This window comes from Ohtaekwangia sp. (assembly GCF_036568665.1).
Lineage (GTDB): Bacteria > Bacteroidota > Bacteroidia > Cytophagales > Cyclobacteriaceae > Ohtaekwangia.
The window spans coordinates 1-24,400 of record NZ_DATCSD010000148.1; the positions used below are offsets into that span (position 1 = coordinate 1).

19 protein-coding genes and 2 tRNA genes are annotated in these 24,400 nt (G+C 43.7%); 9 read left to right on the forward strand and 12 right to left on the reverse strand.

Annotation, left to right across the window (positions count from 1 at the left end; all coding sequences use genetic code 11):
* Both VIN08_RS07945 and VIN08_RS07950 read left to right on the forward strand, forming a co-directional pair.
* Positions 1-583, forward strand: a 583-nt coding sequence (locus VIN08_RS07945; protein ID WP_331962826.1) for an ABC transporter permease, incomplete at its 5' end; no start/stop codon positions are given.
* Positions 584-1,148: 565 nt separating this feature from the next.
* On the forward strand, positions 1,149-2,072 hold the full coding sequence (locus tag VIN08_RS07950) for a S1C family serine protease (RefSeq protein WP_331962829.1): 924 nt from the start codon (positions 1,149-1,151) through the stop codon (positions 2,070-2,072).
* 71 nt (positions 2,073-2,143) lie between these two features.
* Here VIN08_RS07950 and VIN08_RS07955 read toward each other — a convergent pair whose 3' ends face one another.
* From VIN08_RS07955 to VIN08_RS07995, 9 genes are all read right to left on the reverse strand, one after another.
* Positions 2,144-3,877: a DEAD/DEAH box helicase gene (locus VIN08_RS07955; RefSeq protein WP_331962832.1), complete on the reverse strand. Its 1,734-nt coding sequence runs from the start codon at positions 3,875-3,877 to the stop codon at positions 2,144-2,146.
* Between the two features lie 163 nt (positions 3,878-4,040).
* The gene (locus VIN08_RS07960) at positions 4,041-5,909 is read right to left on the reverse strand and encodes a T9SS type A sorting domain-containing protein (RefSeq protein ID WP_331962835.1); all 1,869 of its coding nucleotides are present in this window, start codon (positions 5,907-5,909) and stop codon (positions 4,041-4,043) included.
* A 509-nt stretch (positions 5,910-6,418) separates the two neighbouring features.
* A tRNA-Ala gene (locus VIN08_RS07965) sits at positions 6,419-6,492 on the reverse strand.
* A gap of 79 nt (positions 6,493-6,571) precedes the next feature.
* Positions 6,572-7,294, reverse strand: coding sequence for a YdcF family protein (locus VIN08_RS07970; RefSeq protein WP_331962838.1), 723 nt, complete (start codon positions 7,292-7,294; stop codon positions 6,572-6,574).
* A 17-nt stretch (positions 7,295-7,311) separates the two neighbouring features.
* The gene (locus VIN08_RS07975; RefSeq protein WP_331962841.1) at positions 7,312-9,231 is read right to left on the reverse strand and encodes an ATP-dependent DNA helicase RecQ; all 1,920 of its coding nucleotides are present in this window, start codon (positions 9,229-9,231) and stop codon (positions 7,312-7,314) included.
* Positions 9,232-9,410: 179 nt separating this feature from the next.
* Positions 9,411-10,220: a substrate-binding periplasmic protein gene (locus VIN08_RS07980; protein WP_331962844.1), complete on the reverse strand. Its 810-nt coding sequence runs from the start codon at positions 10,218-10,220 to the stop codon at positions 9,411-9,413.
* Between the two features lie 160 nt (positions 10,221-10,380).
* Positions 10,381-11,154 carry an enoyl-CoA hydratase/isomerase family protein gene (locus VIN08_RS07985; protein ID WP_331962847.1) on the reverse strand — a complete coding sequence of 258 codons (774 nt, stop codon included), beginning with the start codon at positions 11,152-11,154 and terminating at the stop codon, positions 10,381-10,383.
* 24 nt (positions 11,155-11,178) lie between these two features.
* Positions 11,179-13,248 (reverse strand): ComEC/Rec2 family competence protein, encoded by a 2,070-nt coding sequence (locus VIN08_RS07990; RefSeq protein WP_331962850.1) that lies wholly within the window; start codon positions 13,246-13,248, stop codon positions 11,179-11,181.
* A gap of 63 nt (positions 13,249-13,311) precedes the next feature.
* A complete protein-coding gene (locus VIN08_RS07995; RefSeq protein WP_331962853.1) occupies positions 13,312-14,271 on the reverse strand; it encodes a PhoH family protein in 960 nt (319 codons plus the stop codon).
* Positions 14,272-14,445: 174 nt separating this feature from the next.
* Between VIN08_RS07995 and VIN08_RS08000 the strand changes: the two genes are divergently transcribed.
* The 4 genes from VIN08_RS08000 to VIN08_RS08015 all read left to right on the forward strand — a co-directional run bounded on the left by VIN08_RS08000 (position 14,446) and on the right by VIN08_RS08015 (position 15,968).
* Positions 14,446-15,219, forward strand: a complete 774-nt coding sequence (locus tag VIN08_RS08000; protein WP_331962856.1) for an SAM-dependent chlorinase/fluorinase — start codon at positions 14,446-14,448, stop codon at positions 15,217-15,219.
* A 14-nt stretch (positions 15,220-15,233) separates the two neighbouring features.
* The gene (locus tag VIN08_RS08005) at positions 15,234-15,527 is read left to right on the forward strand and encodes an antibiotic biosynthesis monooxygenase family protein (RefSeq protein ID WP_331962859.1); all 294 of its coding nucleotides are present in this window, start codon (positions 15,234-15,236) and stop codon (positions 15,525-15,527) included.
* Between the two features lie 51 nt (positions 15,528-15,578).
* Positions 15,579-15,660, forward strand: a tRNA-Leu gene (locus VIN08_RS08010).
* A 56-nt stretch (positions 15,661-15,716) separates the two neighbouring features.
* Positions 15,717-15,968: a GIY-YIG nuclease family protein gene (locus tag VIN08_RS08015; protein WP_331962862.1), complete on the forward strand. Its 252-nt coding sequence runs from the start codon at positions 15,717-15,719 to the stop codon at positions 15,966-15,968.
* A 165-nt stretch (positions 15,969-16,133) separates the two neighbouring features.
* Here VIN08_RS08015 and VIN08_RS08020 read toward each other — a convergent pair whose 3' ends face one another.
* On the reverse strand, positions 16,134-16,400 hold the full coding sequence (locus tag VIN08_RS08020; protein ID WP_331962865.1) for a helix-turn-helix transcriptional regulator: 267 nt from the start codon (positions 16,398-16,400) through the stop codon (positions 16,134-16,136).
* A gap of 146 nt (positions 16,401-16,546) precedes the next feature.
* On the opposite strand from VIN08_RS08020, the gene VIN08_RS08025 reads away from it, so the two are divergent.
* The 3 genes from VIN08_RS08025 (at position 16,547) to VIN08_RS08035 (ending at position 18,431) form a co-directional block, all read left to right on the forward strand.
* Entirely contained in the window at positions 16,547-16,858 is a 312-nt protein-coding gene (locus tag VIN08_RS08025) for a hypothetical protein (RefSeq protein ID WP_331962868.1), read from the forward strand.
* A gap of 62 nt (positions 16,859-16,920) precedes the next feature.
* Positions 16,921-17,532 carry a type IV toxin-antitoxin system AbiEi family antitoxin domain-containing protein gene (locus tag VIN08_RS08030; protein WP_331962871.1) on the forward strand — a complete coding sequence of 204 codons (612 nt, stop codon included), beginning with the start codon at positions 16,921-16,923 and terminating at the stop codon, positions 17,530-17,532.
* A 101-nt stretch (positions 17,533-17,633) separates the two neighbouring features.
* Positions 17,634-18,431, forward strand: coding sequence for a nucleotidyl transferase AbiEii/AbiGii toxin family protein (locus VIN08_RS08035; RefSeq protein WP_331962874.1), 798 nt, complete (start codon positions 17,634-17,636; stop codon positions 18,429-18,431).
* A gap of 184 nt (positions 18,432-18,615) precedes the next feature.
* Here the strand turns inward: VIN08_RS08035 and VIN08_RS08040 are convergent, their stop codons facing one another.
* Together VIN08_RS08040 and VIN08_RS08045 are read right to left on the reverse strand one after the other, a co-directional pair.
* Positions 18,616-19,521 (reverse strand): type IX secretion system membrane protein PorP/SprF, encoded by a 906-nt coding sequence (locus VIN08_RS08040; protein ID WP_331962877.1) that lies wholly within the window; start codon positions 19,519-19,521, stop codon positions 18,616-18,618.
* Between the two features lie 17 nt (positions 19,522-19,538).
* Positions 19,539-24,377, reverse strand: a complete 4,839-nt coding sequence (locus tag VIN08_RS08045) for an FG-GAP-like repeat-containing protein (protein WP_331962880.1) — start codon at positions 24,375-24,377, stop codon at positions 19,539-19,541.
* Positions 24,378-24,400 lie beyond the last annotated feature (23 nt).

A 24,400-nucleotide genomic window follows, 5' to 3' on the forward strand; every position in this document is an offset into this window, starting at 1 on the left:
GCACCAGCAAATTGTACCGATGATATTTCTGGTACGCAGAAATAATTACAACCGCCTCTCTGTAAAAATATCCGGCAACGATATGCAGGCTGGTCTCGCGCACCTGGAGAAAACCTGGAAATCATTTTTACCCGATAAACCCTTTGAATATACCTTTCTTAGTGAGCGCTATCGCAAGCTATACGAATCAGAGCAGAAACAGAGTCAGCTCTTCACAACCTTTGCAGGTCTGGCCATCTTCATTGCCAGTATGGGTTTATTTGGATTAGCCACCTTCAATACGATGCAGCGCATGAAAGAGATTGGTATACGCAAAGTACTGGGTGCTTCTACCGGAAGTATATTGCAATTGCTCTCGAAAGAAATCCTGGTGTTGGTTGGCTTAGCCAATCTGATAGCATGGCCAGTGGCCTGGTATTTTATGAACAAGTGGCTGGATAGTTTTGCCTACCGGATTGATATGAACATAGCCCTTTATATAGCAGGAACGATCTGCGCTATAGCTATAGCCTTGCTTACGGTGAGCACACAAACCATACGGGCGGCTTTGAGGAATCCTGCAAAGACCCTTCGGTATGAGTAAATATATAGTTTAAAAAATCTACCTCTGCAGCACAGAGGACCGGACAACGAGCGAAAGGGCTAGAATATGATGATTGCCAAAAGGGTCATCGATACGATAGAGCTGGCAAACATGATAGCGAGGCCCAGAAAGTGATAAACGTTAATCTGCTTCATAAAAAATTAAGAGTTTAAAAGCTAGACTAAGGGCCGACTTTAGACATGAATTGTCTGCAACACATTACTTTTCTCTGGCAGCCATCCCAATAAACCGATCTTGTTAAAGCCGTCAAGATCATTTTTTACGGGTGTTTAGACTGCTAACGTTTGAAGGGTGTTCTGCAAACCATTGCAATTTCCAAAAAAAATTCGTTTCTCAAAGTATTTGCCCCAATTTTTCTCTAAAATTTTCGACCAGATTGCCTGACAGGAAGATGAAAGAAGGTTATTCCGTCTTGAAACTATCGGATAGATATACTTTCACCAGTCAATTTGACCAGTTATACTCTGCTGAACAAGCCATTTTAACTTCAAAAAAGCTGTGGATAGTTTTTTGAGCGGCACTCTTCTACACAAGGAGATTTTTTATGGATGCTTTTTCTTCTATGATCATTGATGCCGTGGAAAAAACAAAAAACGCGGTGGTCAAAATTGATGTCTTCAAGCGAGACAAGAGTAATGTACTTCGCCCGGCCGGCTCTGGTTCGGGTTTTATTTTTTCATCCGATGGCCTCGTATTTACGAACAGTCACGTGGTGGACGGAGCTGAAAAAATTATGGTGAGCCTGTTGAATGAAAATGAGATTGAGGGATTTCTGATCGGCAAAGACCCGGATACTGACCTGGCTATACTCAAAATATATAGTGAAGGATATTCGGTGGCGAAACTAGGTGATGCACAGCAACTGCAGATCGGGCAATTTGTAATTGCCATTGGTAATCCTTACGGCTATCAGCACACGGTTACAACGGGGGTGGTAAGCGCACTGGGGAGAACGTTGCAAACACAATCAGGCCGATTGGTTGATAACGTAATCCAGTCGGATGCCGCGTTGAATCCCGGTAACTCCGGTGGACCAATGATCACTACGGATGGTGAAGTGATCGGGGTAAACACAGCTATGATACAAGGTGCGCAGGGGTTGAGTTTTTCAGTAGATATAAATACTGCGAAGGAGATAGCACAGCAATTGATCAAAGATGGTAAAGTATTCAAGGCTTATCTGGGATTGATGCTGCAAGAGGTAAACGTCAACCCGAAGATCAAACAGCACTATAATTTGAAGAACAAGAAAGGGCTGTTTGTGACAAAGATCCAGGAGAACTCTCCTGCTTCACGATCTCAGTTACAGGAAGGTGATATCATTACTTCCTTCAACAACAAGACGGTCAACACCACGCATGAACTCTTTAAGGAACTAAGCCGAAAAGAGATTGTAACGATGATTGATATTTCAGTGATCCGCCACACGGAGTTGCTCAACTTCGCTATATTTCCCAGCGACCACTAGATATTTAGCAGTAAGTATACGGGTATATATAAAAAAAGGGGCTGAAAATTTCAGCCCCTTTTTTTATAACTCTATCTCCATTTTCCTTTTTGGTTGGACGACCGTGATCTTCCTCCTCCTCCGGAATTTCTTCCTGAAGAAGATTTACCTCTGTCACTACGTCCTCCGGAAGAGCGACCGCGTGAACCTCCGGATTGTTTCTGCTCCGTAATCTCAACACGAACTTGTCTTCCTTTATACTCAATGCCATTCAGTCCGCTCACAATTTCTTCGGCACGGGAAGGCTCCACTTCAAAAAATGAATAGGCACCTTTGAGATCAATTTTACCAATGTCCTTTTTGCTCACACCGGCATGGTCGTCAATGAGTTCTAACATTTTAGAAACATCTATACCATCCATCTTGCCGAGGTTGATAAAGAAACGACTTCCGGTAGAGTAGCGCTCTTCGCCACCTTCACTGCTACTACCACGTTTACCTTCTACATTCAGATCAGGAGCATTGCGATAGTAATCCAGGAAACGGTTAAACTCGATCGAAGCAAAACGTTTGATCAACTCTTGCTTACTCACATCTTTCAATTCTGCTTCTATAGCGGGAAGAAACTCAGCGATCTCATCTTCATTTACTTTCACTTCGCGCACACGATGCATCAATGCGAGTAATTGTTTCTGGCAAACATCAGCACCGGTAGGAATCATCATCCGCTTAAACGGAGATTTCAAAGTCTTTTCGATCTGCTTTACTTTACCAAGCTCGCGCTTGGAGATCATAGCAATCGAAACACCTTTTTTACCGGCACGCGCAGTACGACCACTGCGGTGAGTATAAAACTCCATTTCATCCGGAATGTTGAGATGTATAACGTGCGTGATATCTTCTACATCTATACCGCGCGCTGCCACATCCGTTGCTACCAATATCTGTAACGCGCGCTGACGGAATTTCATCATTACGCGATCGCGTTGCTGTTGTGTAAGATCACCGTGAAGAGAGTCTGCATTATAGCCATCCTTCATCAGCATCTCAGCAATTTTTTGTGTATCAATGCGGGTACGGCAAAAGATCAATCCAAATATATCCGGATTGTAATCGAGTATCCTCTTCAACGCAGGATAACGATTATTCTCCTGTACTATCACATAGTTATGCTCGATGTTTACGTTACCGGTATTCTGTTCACCTACTGTTAACTCAAACGGATCGCTCATATAGTTCTTCATGATGGCCCGCACTTCGCGAGGCATCGTAGCAGAGAACAACCACGTGGCTTTATCATCGGGCGTAAAAGATAGTATCTTATCAAGATCATCTTTAAAGCCCATGTTCAACATCTCATCAGCCTCATCCAGTACTACATACTTGATCGTATTGAGGTTAATCGCTTTACGATCGATGAGATCGATCAGACGACCCGGTGTAGCTACAATGATCTGTGCGCCTTTCTTTACTTTACGGATCTGCTCGCTAATGCTTGAGCCACCGTATACAGCTACTATATTAAAAGACTTGAATTTTTCAGAGAAGTTCTCAAGGTCACTGGCAATTTGTAATCCCAGTTCACGGGTCGGTGCCAATACCAGCGCCTGCGTATCGCGGCTTCTGTCATCAACAAGCTCAAGCAGCGGCAATCCAAAGGCAGCAGTTTTACCGGTACCGGTTTGCGCGAGACCAACAAAATCGCGGTTTCCGTTCAATAAAACTGGGATCGCTTTTTCCTGTATTGGTGTAGGCGTTTCGAAGCCGATCTGCTGAACCGACTCTACCAATCCCCTGGACAGGCCCAGGGATTCAAAAGATTTCATTCTATATTATTGTGTAAGCAGTAAAGGTACGGCTATTAATCGAGATTATAAGATACCCTGCTAACAGCACCATTTTCTGTACCTTTTTTATAGAAAATCAGGAGCACATCCAAGTAAATATTCTATTAGCCCAATAAAGTAAAGCCGGATCGTGAATCTTTTATTAGTGGATGATCAGTTTCCTGTTCACTTGCCATGCAGGCGACACAATTCTTACAATATATATTCCACTCAGAATAGAACCTGATTCTATCGTTGCTGTTCCGGAAGATTGAGATACCGACAGTTGTGCTTTGGCAACTTCAATACCTTGTGTATCCATTATGGTAATGCTGTAGGCTCCAGCCGGCACATCTATCAAGTCTACGGTAACTTGTTCTCCTCTATTTGCCGGATTCGGATATATAGAGGCAAACGGTTCAGCTTGTCCATCCAGCTCTATCCGGATAATATCAAAACGAACAGTGGTTCCATCCAGATCAGTTTGTGAGAGGCGGTAGTAATATATACCTGATCTTACCTGATCATCTATATATTGATATTTACTGGCTGTTGATATAGTCCCGTTACCTTTTACGGTAGCAATCGTTTCAAACTCTTCGCCATTGGCAGAGCGCTCAATAGTAAAGTGATCGTTGTTATGTTCAGAAGCAGTAGCCCATCGAAGTTCTACAGCTTTAGATTCACTGTTATATAAACCCTTAAAGTATAGTAATGAAACCGGCAATGGAGTTGTGCCTGCGTTGCTGACTATTCCGGAATTGGCTGTACCACTGGCGGTGCTTGCTGAGGAAGAGCAGGAACTATTATTACAGCCACCTGTGCCACTTGCAGTGGTTGTTGTAACGTTACTGGTTGGCTGTGCTGAAGAATAAATAACTACTCCCTGACTACCACCACCGCCTCCGGCATGTATCGCTGCATCGGTTACAGATCCACCATTACCACCACTAGCTGCTACAGACAGCGTGCATCCGGGTGCAACACTAAAAGTGCTCACATCCATAATAATACTGCCTCCTGCTCCACCGCCTCCCGCGCCATCATTACCTCCTCCGCTTCCTCCATTGTTTGAGTTAAGCGCTGCACCACCATTGGCAGATATAGTAATAGAACCACAGGAACCAGAGGTTGTGATCGAATTGGCTTTTATTAAAACAATACCACCACCGTCAGCCCCGGCACTTCCAACACCATTATTCTGATGGCCTCCGCCTCCGCCTCCTCCCATAAATACGCGGGTGGAGTTTATATAAGAGCTGAGCGATATACCACCCTGCCCCCCTACCGGAGTAGACGTACACAAATATCCGGGACCGCCATCACCACCTGCAGCATAATTGCCACCACCGGCACCACCGCCATTGTGAATATTACCACCTCCGCCACCATTCAGAATCTTAGCTCGTCCTGCTACATAGCTTGAACTGGTGTTTTTATATATACCTTCTCCCTTTCTGCCAGAGTCACCACTGGAACTTGTTGTGATCCATGTTGTAGTAGCACAGGTTACAGTACCACCGGTACTCGATCTCGCGCCTCCTAAAAAACCTGCAGCATTCGCTGTAAGGCTATGCGCCAGGGTTAATACACCATTTACCCGAATAGCCAGAACACCGCCTACGTTTCCATCCCAATCCAAAGCAACCATGTTAGCTGTAGTGGTATAGTCCGGGCTACCGTACAATCTATAGGATATAATTTGTACCGTAGCATTCGAGTTTATATTGAACGTATTCGTAATCGCATTATTTACTGTAATTGTAGCCGGAAGGCCACCGCTTTCGGTATGAGACTGAATCCTCTTTACTTCATATAAACCCGCAGATTGTATAGAGCCGAGAACACCAAATGTAGAGGCGTTGGTAACATCACCAATCACATTGTCCTGCATCTGCATGATAATGATTTCATCACCATCCTCAAATGTGTGATACGTTTCGTTAACATTTGAAAGTGTGAGCACATTGCCAGATATAGCTGTAACCTTGGCGTAAGCGTTAACTTGCGCATAGGTATCTATACTTAGCATGCTTGTCAAACAAAACAGCAGCAATGATATCCGGTACTTCGCCTTCATATTCGATTATGTCAAGTATCCATTAATACTTCTGAAGAATCACTACCAAGCGTGGCACGCCCAATCAACTGTATTTCAGAAATTAATTTTACCGCTAACATAAAGACAATCCTCGACCCTGCCTGCAAGTATGTAAGTAAAAACAAAACGTTTTAATAAAACAGATCCCGATAGTGAACTTAATGCTATATATATACCTAAATATTAGGTACTAAATATTCACCTAATAACCGTAAGGTAAATATCACCGACACTCGTATAAATTCATTTCAGACGAGCACATCGGAGAAGGGCTAACAGGATTTCGTTGAACTAACTATAATTATTTAATTAAAATGATAGATAAACGGTCTGCCTGGCAGACTATTTATACAACGAGGAGGGATTGAAATTTACAAGAGTACATCTGATTGCTCTTTGAACTCTTGACTTATCTTTTAACTTAACTATAAATTATGGGGTGGAGAATATCGGAGTCGAACCGATGACCTCTTCCATGCCATGGAAGCGCTCTAGCCAGCTGAGCTAATCCCCCAAAAAACTTCCGAACACAATACGCAACAAATATACATCGGTTGGATAAAAAATCAATCGTCTTCGGTGATAGTATTGAATTAATCTGTGCTGGTTACACTCTCCATCTCTTCTTTTCTTTTTCGAAGCTCTTGCTTATGTTCTTCTTTAACACGTTTACCCATGGTTCCGCGAAAGCGCTGCCAGAAACCTTCCCTGTCAAGGATGGAAACAAAATTATCAACATGGCAACTGGTCGTATCTATCGCAGGAAGCGTTTTATTACCGATGTCCAGCATACCAAAAACAATGGGTATGGCTTTTACTCCCGGACAATAACGCCTGGTAAAACTTCGTAATAGTCCCGATTGATAGGGATCTGTAGCGAGCGCTATTTTCTTGAACCCTAAATCTTTCGCCATCTTCCAGGAATAGTATATATTTTCGGTGCTGTGCTCTGCTTTAGTCTCTGCAAAAGTATGTTCAGGCGGAATACCCAATGAATCCGCTATAGTTTTCATCGCCAACGCTTCCACAAACGGACTATATACTGCCGCTCCTGAAAAGATTATATTTTTTGTATACCCACTATCGTATAGATGCTTGGCCCAGAAGATACGCATTTTCATTACCATGGTGGTGTTCTCTTTTTCGTAGGGTACACCCGGAACAATGATCACATCATAAGGCTTATCTTTCCTGGCTTGCTTATACGATTTCTCGGCATATCGCTTAAATGTACAGTGGGTTAATAGCAGCGCTACGGCAATGAATATATGCACGTAAATAAAGATCCTCAGAAATTTTTTTAGTCCCTTTCCCATAATGCTATAACAAATAATCAATGTCTTGGTTCCGATACTTTTAGTCGCCAGGCATCATCGTATTCTAAAACTCCTTCATCTACAAGGTCGCGCACAACATCAGCAAATAACTCACGATCGGTCGGCTCAATCTGCTCTTCCAGTTGTTCAATGGTCATCGAAGTATTTCCTACAATACTTATAATTTCCGAACGCAGATCATCAAATGCTGTCTGGTTGTTATTCTTTCGCTTCTCAATACACACGTCACACATACCACACTCAGCAAATGTATCTTCGCCAAAATAGTCCTGTATAATTTGCATGCGACAACGATGCACTGTAGTAGTAAACGTAACAATAGCCCTCATCTTGTCCATGATAAGCTTCTTTCGTTCCTCCAGTCTCTTGATATTTAACGGAAGACGGTCAGCATCCTGCCGTGGTAAAACGAAAGTTATTTGAGGTTTATCTTTTAAAGGCTGGTATATAACAATCTTCAGTTCGTTCAAGTGTTTCAAAATGGAGGTCATTTCCTTTTCCGATACCTTCATCCCTTTCGCCAGGTACGACTCCGATATCTTTACAAAATCGGCAAACAACTCACCGCCATATAGTCTTAGCAACATTTTTATAACGGGGTCAAATCGCGCATGCGCAATCTGAAATTCATATAGTTTTGTTTTATCTACAGGTATAAACAGATGCGAGGGATTATAAAAACTCTCGTTGAATTGTATCAGTCCCTCCTCTTCCAGCTTCTTTAACGCGATATATACTTCCTGCTGATTGTAATGAAAACGATCTGCAAAATCATGCAGGTCGAAATCATAGCTTTCGCCACCGCTGCTGCCAATGGCAAGCTGATAATAATTGGCAAGCGCCTGGTATACTTTTTTGAGCGTTTCGGGCGCAGGGTGCGATTGTTCTGTTTTGAACTGCAGATTGACTACATCTGCTTCCTGGTATAGTATAACGGCAAATGAACGTTCCCCATCTCTCCCGGCCCGCCCTGCTTCCTGGTAATACGATTCAAGATTTTCCGGGAGATCTAAATGCACCACGAGCCGCACATCGGGTTTATCGATACCCATACCAAATGCATTGGTCGCTACCATTACACGACTCTTGTTATGGATCCACTCCTCTTGCCTCTTGGAGCGATCTTCAAATGAAAGTCCTGCGTGATAAAAGGATGCCGGTATATTTCGCTTCGACAACCACTCGGCTATCTGTTGTGTAGCTTTACGCGAACGTACATAGATGATCGCGCTGCCCTTTACTTTCTGCAATATCTCCAGCAGTTTCTTTTCTTTGTTCTCGGTTTTGCGAACCACGAACGACAAATTATCCCTGGCAAAAGATCGCTGAAATATACCGGCTCCCTCGCGGAAGGCGAGCTTCTGCATGATGTCTTCTTTTACCAGTAGGGTAGCCGTTGCGGTGAGCGCTATAACAGGTGTTTCAGGTTTTAACTCGCGCAGGGAAGTGATCTTGAGATAAGGCGGACGAAAATCGTAGCCCCATTGCGAAATACAGTGTGCTTCATCTACTGCAATAAGGCCCACCTTCATTTGCTTAGCACGTTCGATGAACAACTCTGTTTGAAGACGTTCAGGAGAAACGTAAAGAAATTTTACAGAGCCATAAATACAGTTATCGAGCAGTATATCTATTTCGGAACGGTTCATTCCCGAGTGTATCGCCACCGCCAGTATACCGCGTGCTTTCAACTGCTCTACCTGGTCTTTCATCAGCGCGATGAGCGGTGTTATTACAATACAAATACCTTCACACAACAACGCTGGTACCTGGAAACAAACCGACTTCCCTCCTCCGGTGGGGAGCAATGCCAATGTATCGCGACCACTCAGCACAGAATTGACAATATCTTCCTGCAACGGTCGGAACTGACTATGGCGCCAGTACTTCTTCAGTATCGAAATGGGTGTCTCCAATGGAGACGAATATAGTATCGTTAGCGGTTATTCGTTAACGGTTCATCGCTGTTCCGGTAAATTTATTCTGTAGAACCGGTGATATTATACTGGATAACGATCAAGAGCATCTCTATTCTATGTAAAAGGAGGGTCACTAAAACAGTGCTAGAGATGCCCTTCGTAAGACAACGTCAGCGCTACTGCTTGGAGGCCGATTGCATCAGTTTCATGCCCGCTTCTCCGAGGTGCTTCACCAATATATTTTTATACTGTGCGGTGTTGGTATAACCGCCATTGGCTTTAAGAAATTCATCGAGCACCGAGGCCCAGTCGCTTCCCATCGGCATAATGAAACCGAATTGTTCTGCAGCTTTATCTGCTATAGGATGGCGTTTAATGCTCTTCTTCATCTTTACCGCTTCCAGGTAAAAAGCCAGGTCGAGGTAAGCAAAGCCCTTCGGGTCGGCAAACAATTTCTCCAGTGTTTCCTGACTGGTAGTGGTGTTGACAATTTTCATATCCGGGTAGTAACGGGACTTCAGATCGAGTATACGTTTTTCGTTAAGCGTACCTTTTGCTGCATAAGCTGTGAGCCCGGCAAAATTCTTCGGCATATCTTCGAGTTTGTTAAGGGTAGACACTTTACCCTGTGTGATGAGTATAGCAAAGTTGGTAATGAACGGCTGACTAAACTTTACTTCCTTTTTGCGTTCATCGGTAATGGTAATATTACCGAGTCCGAACACACCACCTTTAGAAGCTTTCACATTATCGTACATGCCGTGGAAATTCGATCCATCGCCTACGAATTTTGTTGTTAGCTCTACTTTCTTTGTTTCTTTCAGCCACGTTACAAAGTCACTCATAATGTCAACACAAATACCGGTAAGTTTACCGGCATCATCTACATATACAAAACTGGGAGTTTGCACATAGGCCAGAGATACACTGCCTTTACTTTTCTTATTCACTTCCTTCCAGGTGTCACCTGAATACGGTTGGGCCAAGAGCGAAAATGAAATCGCACTCAGCAAAATACACATAAGCGTTCGCATGAATTGTTTTGGGTTTATATACTAAATATAGGTACCCTCATAATAAAACATTCAACGCATATTTACTAATGTGCTGTAATATTTAAGTGTTATTTGCCGTGATATTAAATAATTACCACTGTATTTTTTCTTTGTTAAGAAACGCCTGTATACCTCGTACACAATCGCTGCTCGCGCGAGCCTGGGCATTCATCTTAGACGCAAACGTTAGCGCATCTTCCAATGAAAGTGACTGAACAGAAGCAATCATGTGCTTGGTCATTTCCATAGAAGTAGATGAATTAGTGGTGATTAATCGCTGGGCAAAGGTTGTTACTTCCCGCTCAAGTGCATCCGGCGGCACTATAAAATTTACCAATCCTATATTTTGTGCCGCTTCAGCTGTGATCAGATCTCCACTCAGCAATAACTGTTTTGCTTTTGCTTCGCCAATTTTGCGCAGTAAAAAGATCATAACAATAGCCGGTATAAATCCGATCTTCACTTCAGTATATCCGAATTTTGCTTCCGGTACCGCGAACGAGAAGTCGCACACTGTAGCCAAACCACAACCACCGGCAAGCGCGTGGCCTTGCACTTGCGCGATCACCACTTTCTTTAAAGTATATATTTTCAAAAATAACTCTTTGAGATGATCGGAGTCTGCAAGATTCTCTTCGTACGAGAACTGCTGCAGTTGCTGGAGATAGGCCAGGTCAGCACCGGCACAGAATGCTTCACCGTTGGCTTTCAACACTACTACTTTTACAGCATCATCTTTTTCAGCTTGAGTAAAGGCATCTTTCAATGCAGCTACCAGTTCGTGACTCAATGCATTTCGTTTTTCAGGACGGTTAAGTGTGATAAAACCTATACGGCTTTTAACACTATATTCAATCACGTTCATGCTATACTATATTTTGAGTGTAAATCAGATCTCTACCGAAAAAGCTCCTGTATGCCAAACAGAGTGTATACGAATGTTCTGTGCAGAAGCTTGCTTCAGCAATTTACTGGCAAAATAATAAGAGTTACTGCTATCTAAAATTATTTCTGATGCCTCCACCTGTTTCAACAAGGCCGCCAGGTCTTTCACAGCGTTGTTTGAGATGATCAGGTAATCCACCTGAATATGCGAAGGCATGGACTTGTTGCCCATAATCTGCAGAATGAATTTGCCCTGCCATTGTAATAATCGGTAAGAAGAAGTCTGTTCCCTTACAGGAATAACCTGTTCAACACCGTGCTGCAGCCGGTTAGGGTGAATATGAAACCGCACTGCGGAAGCATTCCGCATGAGCAAGGAATCCGTCATGAAATATACCTGGCCTTCCTCCGTAAGATCAACAGCAGAATGATGCGGCACTTTGTATACCGTGATATAGCGTTTCTCTACATCGCTATAAAAATGAAACCACTGTATCGCCACAAACATTATACTGCAAACAGCAGCTACCCATATATACCCATAGGCTTTAAACTGGAAGAGTAACACCATCGATACAATCACAGCCATCAATAACCAGCTTTGTGCTGTGTTGATATAAATATTATCGACCAGGCTAAAGGGAAATGCCTCTACGGTAAACACCACGATATTGAGTGCTTGAATACTCCACTTCAGCAGTATACCAACGAAGGCGGCTACGGGTGGCATAAAACTCACGCATAACACTACGAGCCCGGCTATCAACACAAAAAACGATCCGGGTATTACCAGCAGGTTTGATAACAAAAAGTAGTTCGGGAATTGGTGAAAGTATAAAAGTCCCAACGAAAGTGTAGCGAGTTGTGCGGCTATGGATACCGTTGTAATCTTCCATACCTCATCCCACAATCGCGATGCAGGTTCCCATAACTGGTATAAATCCGGCTTGAGATATACTATACCTAACACCGCCAGGTACGACAACTGAAAAGCCACCGACATAATGAGATACGGCTCGTAGATAAGAAGAAAAAAAGCAGACGCTGCCAGAATGTTATAAATGTTCGTCTGCCGATTCCACGCCCGGGCTACTGCTACAAACGTAAACATAGTAACAGCCCGTAACACCGAAGGCGACAGTCCGGTGATATAGGCATAGCCCCAAAGTATAACCAGGCTTATACCGGCCGCAACCCATTGGCTGGTGCGCGAAGTACCCAATGGCTTTAACAACCAAAGGATGATCATATAGATAATACTGATATGCAAACCCGACACGGCCAGCACGTGCATCGCTCCTGTAGCAGCATACGCATTGAGTAATTCGTTATCCAGCCCGTCCGTGACGCCCAGCACCAGCGCAGAGGCTATAGCTTGCTCGCGCTCACCCGTTACAAACTTTTTCAGTGCAGCATCCGCCCATGTTCGGGCACAAATGGCATAGTATAACAAGTGCGAATCGGGCCTGCTCTCCAATCGCTTTACTTCACTATATTTTACAAAGTGCTGGTGGTATATTTTACGAAATGTGAGAAACCGCTTGTAGTCAAATTCACCAGGATTGCCGGGCACTGGTACCTCCTGCGGCTGCCCGCGAATCAACAATACATCGCCATACTGAAAAGGCGTTGGAAAATCTTTTTTGGGAAAGTATAGCAGAATATTTCCGCTAACATCCTTCCACTCATCCTCGCTCTTTACCTGCATTACTCTTGCTTCTACTTTCCAGGCGTTGGCTTTCTCCTGTATATAGCCGGTTACAACGGTCTGGTAATACGCCACCGGTGTTTTGAGGTTGATGAGATTATCGGCACGCCTCGAATCGGTGCAATGAAGCAACTGCAAATATCCCGCTAACAAAATAGCAAGCAACCCAACGGCTCCCGGATTGAACAACGCCTTTCGGGTGATGCGCTGAAATATAAAATGCCCTATATATACTATAAGAAGTGTTACGAATACAAGCGTAATAATGAACTGCGGAAGAAAATCAGGAAGATATATACCGAGAAGTATACCGGCTATAAAAAACAAAACAATCCGAACAACGGCAAAAGGGATCCAATGAAGCATAACGGGTAAAGTAAAAATGAAAGGTAGGAAAATTCCGCAGAGTCTTCCTAACCTTCCTATACTTTATCGTATATCGTTCGCTTCGCGATGATAGGCTTCAATGATATCGCGCACCAGGCGGTGACGCACTACATCTTTTTCGTTCAGCTCCATAATCCCTATACCACGCACATCGCGCAGTATACGGATCGCTTCTTTTAATCCTGAGCTTTGCTTGGACGGTAAATCGATCTGCGAAGCATCGCCTGTAACAATCATTTTTGAATCGGGGCCCATACGCGTCAGAAACATTTTCATCTGCATCGGTGTGGTGTTCTGCGCTTCATCCAACAGTATAAAGGCATTGTTCAGCGTACGGCCGCGCATATAGGCCAGCGGAGCAATCTCAATGATCTCGCGCTCCATATAATACCGGAGTTTCTCGAACGGTATCATATCGTTCAGCGCATCATATATAGGGCGCAGGTATGGATCGATCTTTTCTTTCAGATCGCCCGGAAGAAATCCGAGGTTCTCGCCAGCTTCCACCGCAGGGCGGGTAATAATAATTTTCTTTACCTGTTTGTTCTTGAGGGCGCGCACCGCGAGTGCCACCGATATATAGGTCTTACCCGTTCCAGCAGGGCCGAGAGCAAACACCAGGTCGTTCTCCTTTACCGTATCAACCAGTTTTTGCTGGTTAACCGTTTTCGGTTTTATAGGGAAACCTTTTGTACCATATATAATAATATCATCGGAGGCCTGCTGGTTTTCCGGAAGCATGATCTCCTGCTCGTGCGAAATGTAGTTCTGTACGTTCTCCTCTGTCACTTTACCGTATTTATGATAGTGTTCTATCAGCGAAGCAAGGATATCATCGATCTGTACAATTTCAGAAGTAGATCCCTTGATGTGTATCTGGTTGCCGCGCGATATTATACGGCTCTTGGGAAAGGCTGCTGCCAGCGTATCAATTGTTTTATTCTCAACCCCGAGGAAATCGATCAGGGAAATATTCTCCAGTGTTACTGTTTTTTCGATCAACTAATTAATGATTTGGTGTTATACATTTTCAGCGTGTGCAGGTGCGCGTGTGGTGTAGCGATGATTATATCTGGTGAACCTTGCACGACTTCGCAAAGTTCAGATACGCTATATGGTTTAAAAATGTTTATTTTGCCATATCAAAATTAATGAATATCTGCCGCAGCATCAACCATGGCCATAGTAACCCTTCTTACAGACTCCGGTGAAAGTGACCATTATGTGGCAGCCATCAAGGCTCGCATTATCAGTATCAATCCGGGTGTACGGGTTGAAGACATCAGTCACCAGATAAAACCATCCGATATAGCGCATGCTGCCTTTGTACTTCGGGCGGTGTTTCGCGATTTCCCCAAGGGCACCATACACCTGGTGGGGGTCGACTCCACCGGCAACCGGGGCGATGCATTTATCGCGCTGCAACTCGAAGATCATTTTTTTGTTGGATGCGATAACGGTTTATTCGGACTCATCAGCGATAAATCTCACCAGCAACTGGTGGAGCTCAACGCCATCAATACCATCAGCACTACATTTCCGGAGCGCGATGTATTTGCACCTGCAGCCGTAAAACTGGCCAGCGGTGTTTCCATTACCAACCTGGGCAAGCCGATGCCTTCGTTCAAGAAGATGATCGACCGCCAGGTGAAAGCCACCAAGAAACAGATCACCGGCAGTGTGATACATGTGGATGGTATGGGTAATCTTATCACCAACATTCCGCGCGAAGCGTTTGATATTCTCAGCGCCAACAAACAATATACTATACAGTTTGGTGGCGAGAAGTTTAGAAGAATCCACACACAGTATAATCAGGCCGAACAAGGCGAATGCTTTATTGTGTTCAACAGCCTGGGCTTGCTGGAGATTGGTATTTATAAAGGTAATGCAACGGAACTGCTGGGGCTCGACTACGACAGCACGGTAAGTATTTTCTTCGAAGAATAGATAACGTTCCGAATATGATTATCAGAATTGTACACATGCATTTTAACGAGGCAGATGCAGAAGAATTTCTGACCATCTTCGAAAAGAATAAACATGCCATCCGGAATTTTGAAGGCTGCACACATCTGGAATTACTGCGTGATGCTAACAACCCGGCCGGCTTTACCACCCTTAGCCACTGGAACCGCGAGCAGGATTTGGAGCAATATCGCCAGTCAGAATTGTTCAGGGCGGTATGGGGCAAGGTAAAACCACTTTTTTCGGAGCGCACGCAGGCTTTTTCGCTTGAGAAATTTATAGAACTATAATTGTGAGAGTTGCAAAACTTTAGGCATATTTGCAGCCCATTTCCACAGCATGCCTGAGTGGCGGAACTGGTAGACGCGCACGACTCAAAATCGTGTGCCGCAAGGCGTGCCGGTTCGATTCCGGCCTCAGGTACGTTATAAAAGGATGGTAAAAGCCATCCTTTTTTTGTTAGCAAAAAATCTATCGTTATGTTCTATGTATATGTACTCGTTAGCCTATCCAGAAACTATATATATGTTGGTTTGACCAACAATCTTCAACGAAGAATTGGAGATCATAACTATGGCTATAATAAAACTACAAAACCATATCGCCCCTTTCGAGTATTGATTACCGAGCAATTCAATTCACGAATGGAAGCCCGCGTTCGAGAGAAATATTTAAAATCTGGAGTTGGTAAAGAGTTTCTCAAAGCTCTGCTTGCAAAACAGAACTGGTAGACACGCACGAATCAGAACCTGCCTATCGGCAAGCAGGTTCGTGTGCCGCATGGCGTGCCGACAGGTAGATTCGATTCCGGCCTCAGGTACGTTAAAGAAAAGGTCTCCTTCAACAGAGACCTTTTTCTTTTTTCAACGTATCACAAGAAATATCTTTCCTACTTCTTAAAATCCTTCGCTGAAAAACTCTTTTGGAGTCACACCCAACGCATTCAACACTTTTAAAAAGCTACTGATCCTTAAATCCTCGCCTTTTTCATACCGACCATACTGAGAGCGACTGATGCCATTTTCATAGGCAAAAATTTCATAGCTTGTATACCCCGCCTTGATCCTCAATTGCTTCATTCTCTCTCCAACCTTTTTAAGGTCAACATCAAGCTCTTTATCTGTTTTTGGTTTAGCTGAAGTTCTTTTAATTGATTTTCCCATAGTCAAATCAAATAAAAGGCCTCCTTTTTAGTTACCCCAAATAGAGAACCACTAATAAAGAACCACTAATTAGGAATATATATTGAAAATAGATTACTTAGTAAAAAGATAGCCTCAACTATATAAACACATAACTATTCCGTTTTATGGCCACACAGAAAGACGATTTATACTACCACAAAATTTTAACGTTCTATAACATATCTCCTACCCCAATCAAAATTGAAGTGCTGCGAGGTATATATACCTGCAAGGCAACATTTGATGAACAGCACTTACGCAATGCCCTGGAAAAGAACGAAACGTATATAAGCCAGAACTCGCTTACAATTATTTTACGACTCTATATAAAGACTCACCTACTGGTGAAAGTAAAACAGGCAAATGCAGATCGCGACACAGAAAAATCATATTATGCATTGAGCGGGAATCATATTTTGCTAATCCCGGCAATTTGATTATTAATAATATAATGGATAGTTTTGTATATAAATAAATACGATTGTATACGTTTTTATCCATGAAGAAAGTAGCGGCAGATAGTACCGGAACGGCAAGGGCTTTCATCAAAAGCCGCGGTGGTATCTTCCGTACTTCCGAAGCATTGAAAGCCAAAATTCATCCACGAACCTTGTATCAACTTCGTGACGCAGGAGAAATTGAGGAAATTTCCAGAGGCCTCTATAAACTTTCGGAGGTCGACATATCGCAACCTGATTTTGTAACAGTAGCATTGAAAATTCCTGAAGGAGTTATTTGCCTGGTATCTGCTTTGGCATTTCACGGCATTACAACTCAAATTCCTCATAAGGTTTTCGTAGCTGTTAAACAAGGAGCCAGAACATCCAGTATAGATTTTCCCCCGCTATCAGTTCATCATTTTTCACCAGATGGGTATATAGCCGGAATAGAGACTCACAAGATCGACAAGGTTCAGGTAAAAATATATAGCGTAGAAAAGACTTTGGTAGATTGCTTCAAATTCAGAAATAAAATAGGAATGGATGTATTTCTTGAAGCACTTAAATTTTACAAATCAAGAAAAAAAATCAGGGTAAAACAGATACTTGACTTTGCTAAAACATGCAAAGTCGAAACCGTTATGCGTCCTTACATTGAAACATTGATATGAGCAAAGTTCCGAAAATCATAGCTGCATCTATTAGAGAAAAATTATTGGTTCGGGCAAAAACAGATAAGAGACCCTTCAATGAGCTGTTACAATATTACGCTATGGAGCGCTTTCTGTATCGCTTCTCTCAATCAAAGTATGTAAAAGATTTTATACTCAAAGGAGCACTCATGTTACGGATGTGGAACGCTCCTGAGTTCCGGGCAACGATGGATATTGATATGCTCGGCAAAACAAAGAATGATGAAGATCACCTGAAGTATATATTTACCGAGGTGGTTCAGATAAAAGTTACTGACGATGGATTGATATTTCTGCCAGACACGATTCAATCTGAGCGAATCACCGAAGATGCCGATTATGAAGGGATCAGAATCCGATTTCAGAGAAAACTTGGCACAGCAAAGATATATATGCAGGTTGATATAGGCTTTGGCGATATTATCTTTCACGGGCCTCAACAATCAACTTTACCAACAATGTTTGGATCACCTGCACCGGTTCTTCAGGCATATACCCGTGAGAGTTCTATAGCTGAAAAATTTGAAGCAATGGTCACTCTGGGCTCTGCCAATAGTCGCATGAAAGACTTCTATGATATATGGCTTTTGTCACGTCAGTTTAATTTTGAAGGCGTAACAATGGCCGAAGCGATACGGTTAACCTTTGAAAAAAGAAAGACCATATTGCCCGAAAAAATAGATGCGTTTGAGTCTGCCTTTATTGACGCCAAAAAATCTCAGTGGTCCTCATTTCATAAACGTCTAAGTCAACCACATATACCAGATATATTTGATGAAGTGATAAAACAGGTTGAACTATTTCTAAGTCCAATTACACAATCATTAACGGGTAAAGATAAAGTTGTTACATGGAATGCACCTGGTCCTTGGGCATAGTATTTCCACGTTCAGACAAGCGCCCGACTGATCAGCAAAGAAAGCTGTACAAGACTGCCCTTCTCCAAGTGTCGAGTAGAAACATCCGATAGCACCAAACAAAAGAACTATATCCTGCCAGATTTTACTCCGGCAGGAATATAGTTTGCATAGCACCGTTGCGGCACTTTTTAATCTCGCAGCTTTACCACGCGATGTTATCGTGAAAGCGAAACACAGCTGTGCGTATACCCAGTGTTATTTCGTGGGTGGTATATCTTGTTCCTACTGAATTGTTGGTTGGTATCTCAAAAGCATATGCAAATTTGAAACGCTCCAGGAAATTCAACTGCGCCAGCAAGCCATACGATTGGAGGTTGCGGGTAAATATACCGGCCGTAAATTTTCGATCAAGGATTACACTGGCGCTGAAATCGGTGGAGAGTGGTGCATGCTTGAGCCCTTTGAAGAGAATAGCTGGCCTGAAAACGACTTTGTCTGACAGATGCATGAGATAATATCCTTGCAGGTAATAATGCTGTTGATATACCTGTAGCTTTTCGTTGCCGGCATCCAGTGTGCTGGGTAATAATCGGGGAACGGAAAACCCAACCAGGTATCGATCGCCTTTTAGTATAGCACCAGCCCCTATATTTACTTTCATCTGACTATAGGAGGCAAAAGCCGGATCGTCTGCGTTATATACCTTAACCTGCGAGGGGTCGGACTTGAAGTTTGTAAAACCTGCCTGCATACCGAAGGAAAAAATCTGTGCTGCATTCAACTTTACCTGGTATGCGTAAGTGGCATTTAAACTGGTATTGGTGTTTTCTCCTATTTTATCTTGCACCACAACAAACCCTGCACCCATTGTATTATTACGTAGCGACATGCTGGCATTGGTCGTTGCTGTTGTGGGATGCCCATCAAAGCCTGCCCATTGATCGCGATAATCTACATTTACTTCCAGGTTATGATACAAGCCGCTATAGGCAGGATTTATAGCAATAGGATTATTAAGGTATAAACTATAGAGAGGGTCTTGCTGAGCAAACGAAACAGTATATATCGTTATCATCGATACGATGAGTACAAATTTTATATTTTTCATGAGGAGAGTTCTTATCGTTAGCGTTTAAGAGAAAGGTATCCGGTGTGGGTCTTTTTGCCAGACGCAAATTCTATTTTGTAGAAATAGGTGCCGGCTGAGAGATCAGCACCACTATTATTTTGCCCTCGAAAAACATGTTCAACATTATCATAATTATAGGTATCGAACACAGCATCACCCCAGCGGTTGTAGATAGTTACATGATTGTTTTTTGTATCTGCCAGCACATCAATAAACTGAATGAAGAAGATTGCATTCTTATCATCGCCATTGGGAGAAATGCCTCCGTATACCACTATATCACCGGCTACATCAATGCTGATCTGCTGCTGCGCACAGCGATTCGTAAGATCACATACTTCTACCAGGATCGTTTCTTCTCCTGAAAAAGCTATACCGGTATAATCGATAATGAGTTGATGATCGGCATTGATAGAAGCAATCGCTCCGCTGGCCGGAGGTTGTACAATCTTTAAAGACGACAAGTCTATATTATTATCCGGGTCGCTGACCAATGGTGTAAGGTCAACGATAACTTTTCCTTCCAACGCAACGGATACGGTACTGGCCGATATAGCCGGAGGATTATCGCAGGGATTGATCACTACATTGATCGCATCTGAAGAAGGACTTATACATCCCTGTGCATCACTCACCACAACGCTATAACTGCCACTGGCAGTAACATTTATTGCCTGACTTGTTTCATTATCCGACCATTGATATAGAAAACCCGCTGGCGCTGTTAACGTAGTTGTAGTTCCATCGCACACTGTAATGGTATTTCGTATTAATGCCGGCTGTGTAGTAATAGCAGGCTTGGCCAGTGTAACCGGGTTGACAACGGCATCGACATTGGTTCGTGTACTCTCGCACAAGCCGTTATTGATAGCAACAAAATATGTTGTAGTGGCATTTACCACGGGTGTGCTATACGCACTTTGAGTTTGGCCGGCAATCGGTGTTACCGCGGTAGCAGAAGTATACCATCTGTACTGTCCGTTGGTTCCTCCACTGGCTTGTAAAATTACGGAAGCCGCTTTACAGGTTTGTGCGCTGGTTGTTACAGGCGCGGGTGGCACTATATTTACCGTAACCGTAACAACGTTGGTATATATAGTCGGTGCCAGATCGCCGCTGATCTTACACCGAAAACTGATCACACCGTTAATACCTCTTGTATTCATAGAAAGTTTACCGGTAGCATAGCCGCTATAGGTAGCATCATCATTTACGTCTATATATCCTCCGGCATTTTTGTCGTATACCTGCCATTGATACACGATATTCGTAGTACCTGATGCTGCTGTGGATAACGATGCCCCTGTACCTTCGCATACCGTTGTTGATGCCGGCGGTGTTGTAACGGTAATTACAGAGGCGTTGCTGATCTTGTTTTCAAAAACAGAGAGCACTGCTTTTGGCGAACCGGTTCTGGCAACAAGTATATCGGCTTTACCATCCAGATTCATATCGGCTGTTGCCAATGCGTAGGGTACATTCGGGAGACTATAGGTTATTGCCGAACCAAATGAAATTGTTCCGGATATACTCTTATTCTGAAACAAACTGAACGAACCTGCAAGCGATACCTGGTTAATGATAACGATCTCCGCTTTACCATCGCCATCCAGGTCATCGGCCACTATACCAACGGTACCGGCAGGCGCAGGTATATCGGTGCGCTGAAAGTTTATTATGCCCGATGTACTGGTATTACGATAAACAGTAACAAAAGCACTGCTGTTATTTCCTACTGCTATATCATTCTTTCCATCACCATCAAAGTCGGCTACCGCCATATACTGTGGATCATTACCGGAAGAGAATGTTACCGCTGCTGCAAACTGCGATGCTGTTATATTCTGCTTCAATCCATTGTTACGCATCACAGCAAGTGTCGGTGCGCCTCCGGCAACACCCATCGCTATATCTTCAAAGCCATCACCATCAAAATCGGTTATGGCAAGATCCGTCACTGTGCCACCTGCGTTAATAGTTACGGGCGACATTGTGAACGATGGAAATGTGCTTGATGAAAAAGGAATGTTATTACGAGTAAAGTTCTCGCTAATACCCACCTTGTTACCGGTAGAATATACCACTTCAGGTTTTCCATCCAGGTTAAGATCATGATTGGGAAACAGACGATTTACGCTATTGCCTGCAAAATATACCGGAGCGGCAAATGATATAGGCTGAGCTTGTGTGCCACTGTTATTTTTATAGATAGAACCATTTACCACAAGGTCAATCCATCCATCACCATCCAGGTCGGCAGGCTTGCCGTGGTATACATATGTGAGCGTATTGGTGAGAGCCGTGAGTGTTGTTGCTGTTACGGCACTACCGGCTGTTGTCTGTGTATTCCGGAAAATCTTTCCGGTAATATTATCATCAATCAGCACATCAGGTTTGTTGTCGTTATCGTAATCGGCTATAGCCATGGCATCGCCCGCTACGGAAGACGATAATGCAAAATCTACACTGGCCGGAAATGTAGTATTATCCAGCACACCAGAACTGGAAAATGTAGTGGTGAACGACTGTTGTGCAAATGCCGAAAGACCATGCAACGTTACCCCTACATGCCTGTCGCTATTGCCTGCGATCGCAGATGCCGTGGCCGATGTATTGCTTACTGCCGACAAAGCACCCCGTAATCCTTCCACTCGCGAATCGGGTATATCGCCATACGTGTTCAGATAATTACCAACAATCTTGAACGATGTGTTGGCATTTCCCGCTGTGCTGCTCAGCGAGGTGATCTGCGGTGGCGGGAAACTTTCATTCCTGTAAATAAATATAGCTTTAGAAGCGGTAGCGATGGAAGGATTGGTATATCCCATAATCACTTCCGGTTTGTTATCGCCATCAAAGTCGGCAATGCAAGGGCCGGTAGCATATATAGCATCACCACCCGCTGCGCCTTCAAATAGAACTCCGGGCAAAAATGAATTAACATTCAATGATCCGCTACCCGTATTCTGATATATAGCCATGTCAGAAAATCCGACCACCACTATATCATTCAGTCCATCGCTGTTTATATCAGCTGATGCCAAATGCGTTGGGTGAGCAATGGATGATGTATAGGTAAGGTCTGCACCAAAGGCAGTTGCATCCAGGGTACCGCTGCTATACTGGTTCTTTTTTACAAATAGCGATGTGGCGCTATATCCCGCCCATGCCAGATCGGTTTTAGCGTCATTATCCAGATCGGCCAATATAAGTCTGGCATCGCTGATTGTAGCTACCGAAGGCGTAATAGTAAAAGATGGCCCCATCGATATAGTGCCTGGTATAGATGCGTTGGGGAATACCAGAAATTGATTTGAGGAGTAGTACGAAACAATCATTTCCTTTTTACCATCATTATCGATATCGCCCGTGGCAATGTGACTATAGGCACTCGGTGTACCCAGCAATATAGATCCGGCAAAGTCTATGTTGCCGGGTGAACTCAAATTCTGGTTTACCCATATATAGCTTCCCGAACTCCCGTTGGTAGCGATCAGGTCAATACGTCCGTCACCGTCAAGATCATCGGCATGAATAACAGCCGCAGTATAATTGGGAAGTTGTACTGCTACAGGTGCTGCAAAAGATATACTTCCCGGTGAGCTGGTGTTTCGGAATACATTAAAATATTCGAAGGAAGCTCCCTGATAAAGACCTGCTATATCCAGCAAGCCATCGCCATCAAAATCGGCTGTTACCACTTCGCCATCTACCTGCCCCGGCAAAGTAACAGGCGTAGCAAAAGAAGAAGGTGCAACCGGCATTGTTCCTAACGACCGGTATATATATACCTTTTTGGTAGCTGTTTCGGTAGTCACCAGATCTTCTCGACCATCCTGGTCAAAATCGCCCATCGCTAATCCGCCAAAATTATTGGAGCTGTTGCTCATAGGCAGCACCGTCTGGTTCGCGATAGACATGGTAGAGGGTATAATTCTCCCACCGTAATCTTTGTTGTTATCAAAGCGCGAATAAAAATGCAAGGTTGATATAGCCTGCAAACCGGTGCCTGTATTTACTACTGTGATTGGACCTTGTGGTGCACCAGCTGGAACGTTCACCGTAAGCTGCGTTGCTGTAGCAGCTGTAACCGTGGCTTTAACCCCGGAGAAGTATACACTGTTCTGGGCAATGGTTGTATGAAAGTTCGATCCTGTTATAGTTACCGTTGTGCCCGGCAAACCATTTCTAGGAGTAAACGAAGTAATCACCGGAGCTATACCCAATGTAGCAACCTGCAGCACTACATTATCCAGTTTGGCAATATAACTACCCGTAACAACGCCCATATACTTGGCGCGGATCTTTAGCGAAGACAGATTTACCAGTGTCCGCTTCATTTCATCTTTGGTAGGCGCTGGCCCGGAAAGGTTTCCTTTTTTCCAACCGGCTGTTTCGTTCAGCGCTATAGTATAGGAAGACCACGATGCTGTAGCCGGCTTGGTTGGCAACGGATAATACAAAGTATAGCCATCAGCCGTATTGGTTAATACTACATCTCCGAATATACTTACATCCGTTCCGCTCTGCGACTGCTGCAAATCGAACGACAAGGTCTGGTTATATGAGAGACTCCGATTACCCAGAAACTTGGCAGGCGCCAGCCAAAACCACAGGTTGGAATTAGGCAGCGATGTAGTAACGATATCTTGCGAAAGGTATCCACCGGGGTTTCCACCGGCAGCACTATAGGCAGGCGTAACCGTAGTGCCTCCTTGTTCGATGCACGTCCATCCATCGGCACCGGAATTAAAATTGCTCACAACTTGAGCCTGACTTACCGTGGCCAGGAGACTGAGCAGCACGGCAAGCCGCATAACAGATTTTGCAACCATAATAGATTAAAGCGTTAGACAGG

Coding starts and splice junctions, on each gene's coding strand:
- VIN08_RS08015 (WP_331962862.1), top strand. CDS start 15,717: ATGTTCTATGTATATGTACTCGTTAGCCTATCCAGAAACTATATATAT.
- VIN08_RS08035 (WP_331962874.1), top strand. CDS start 17,634: ATGGAGCGCTTTCTGTATCGCTTCTCTCAATCAAAGTATGTAAAAGAT.
- VIN08_RS07960 (WP_331962835.1), bottom strand. CDS start 5,909: ATGCTAAGTATAGATACCTATGCGCAAGTTAACGCTTACGCCAAGGTT.
- VIN08_RS07985 (WP_331962847.1), bottom strand. CDS start 11,154: ATGAACGTGATTGAATATAGTGTTAAAAGCCGTATAGGTTTTATCACA.
- VIN08_RS08030 (WP_331962871.1), top strand. CDS start 16,921: ATGAAGAAAGTAGCGGCAGATAGTACCGGAACGGCAAGGGCTTTCATC.
- VIN08_RS07955 (WP_331962832.1), bottom strand. CDS start 3,877: ATGAAATCTTTTGAATCCCTGGGCCTGTCCAGGGGATTGGTAGAGTCG.
- VIN08_RS07990 (WP_331962850.1), bottom strand. CDS start 13,248: ATGCTTCATTGGATCCCTTTTGCCGTTGTTCGGATTGTTTTGTTTTTT.
- VIN08_RS08020 (WP_331962865.1), bottom strand. CDS start 16,400: ATGGGAAAATCAATTAAAAGAACTTCAGCTAAACCAAAAACAGATAAA.
- VIN08_RS07970 (WP_331962838.1), bottom strand. CDS start 7,294: ATGGGAAAGGGACTAAAAAAATTTCTGAGGATCTTTATTTACGTGCAT.
- VIN08_RS08000 (WP_331962856.1), top strand. CDS start 14,446: ATGGCCATAGTAACCCTTCTTACAGACTCCGGTGAAAGTGACCATTAT.
- VIN08_RS08040 (WP_331962877.1), bottom strand. CDS start 19,521: ATGAAAAATATAAAATTTGTACTCATCGTATCGATGATAACGATATAT.
- VIN08_RS08025 (WP_331962868.1), top strand. CDS start 16,547: ATGGCCACACAGAAAGACGATTTATACTACCACAAAATTTTAACGTTC.
- VIN08_RS07950 (WP_331962829.1), top strand. CDS start 1,149: ATGGATGCTTTTTCTTCTATGATCATTGATGCCGTGGAAAAAACAAAA.
- VIN08_RS08045 (WP_331962880.1), bottom strand. CDS start 24,377: ATGGTTGCAAAATCTGTTATGCGGCTTGCCGTGCTGCTCAGTCTCCTG.
- VIN08_RS08005 (WP_331962859.1), top strand. CDS start 15,234: ATGATTATCAGAATTGTACACATGCATTTTAACGAGGCAGATGCAGAA.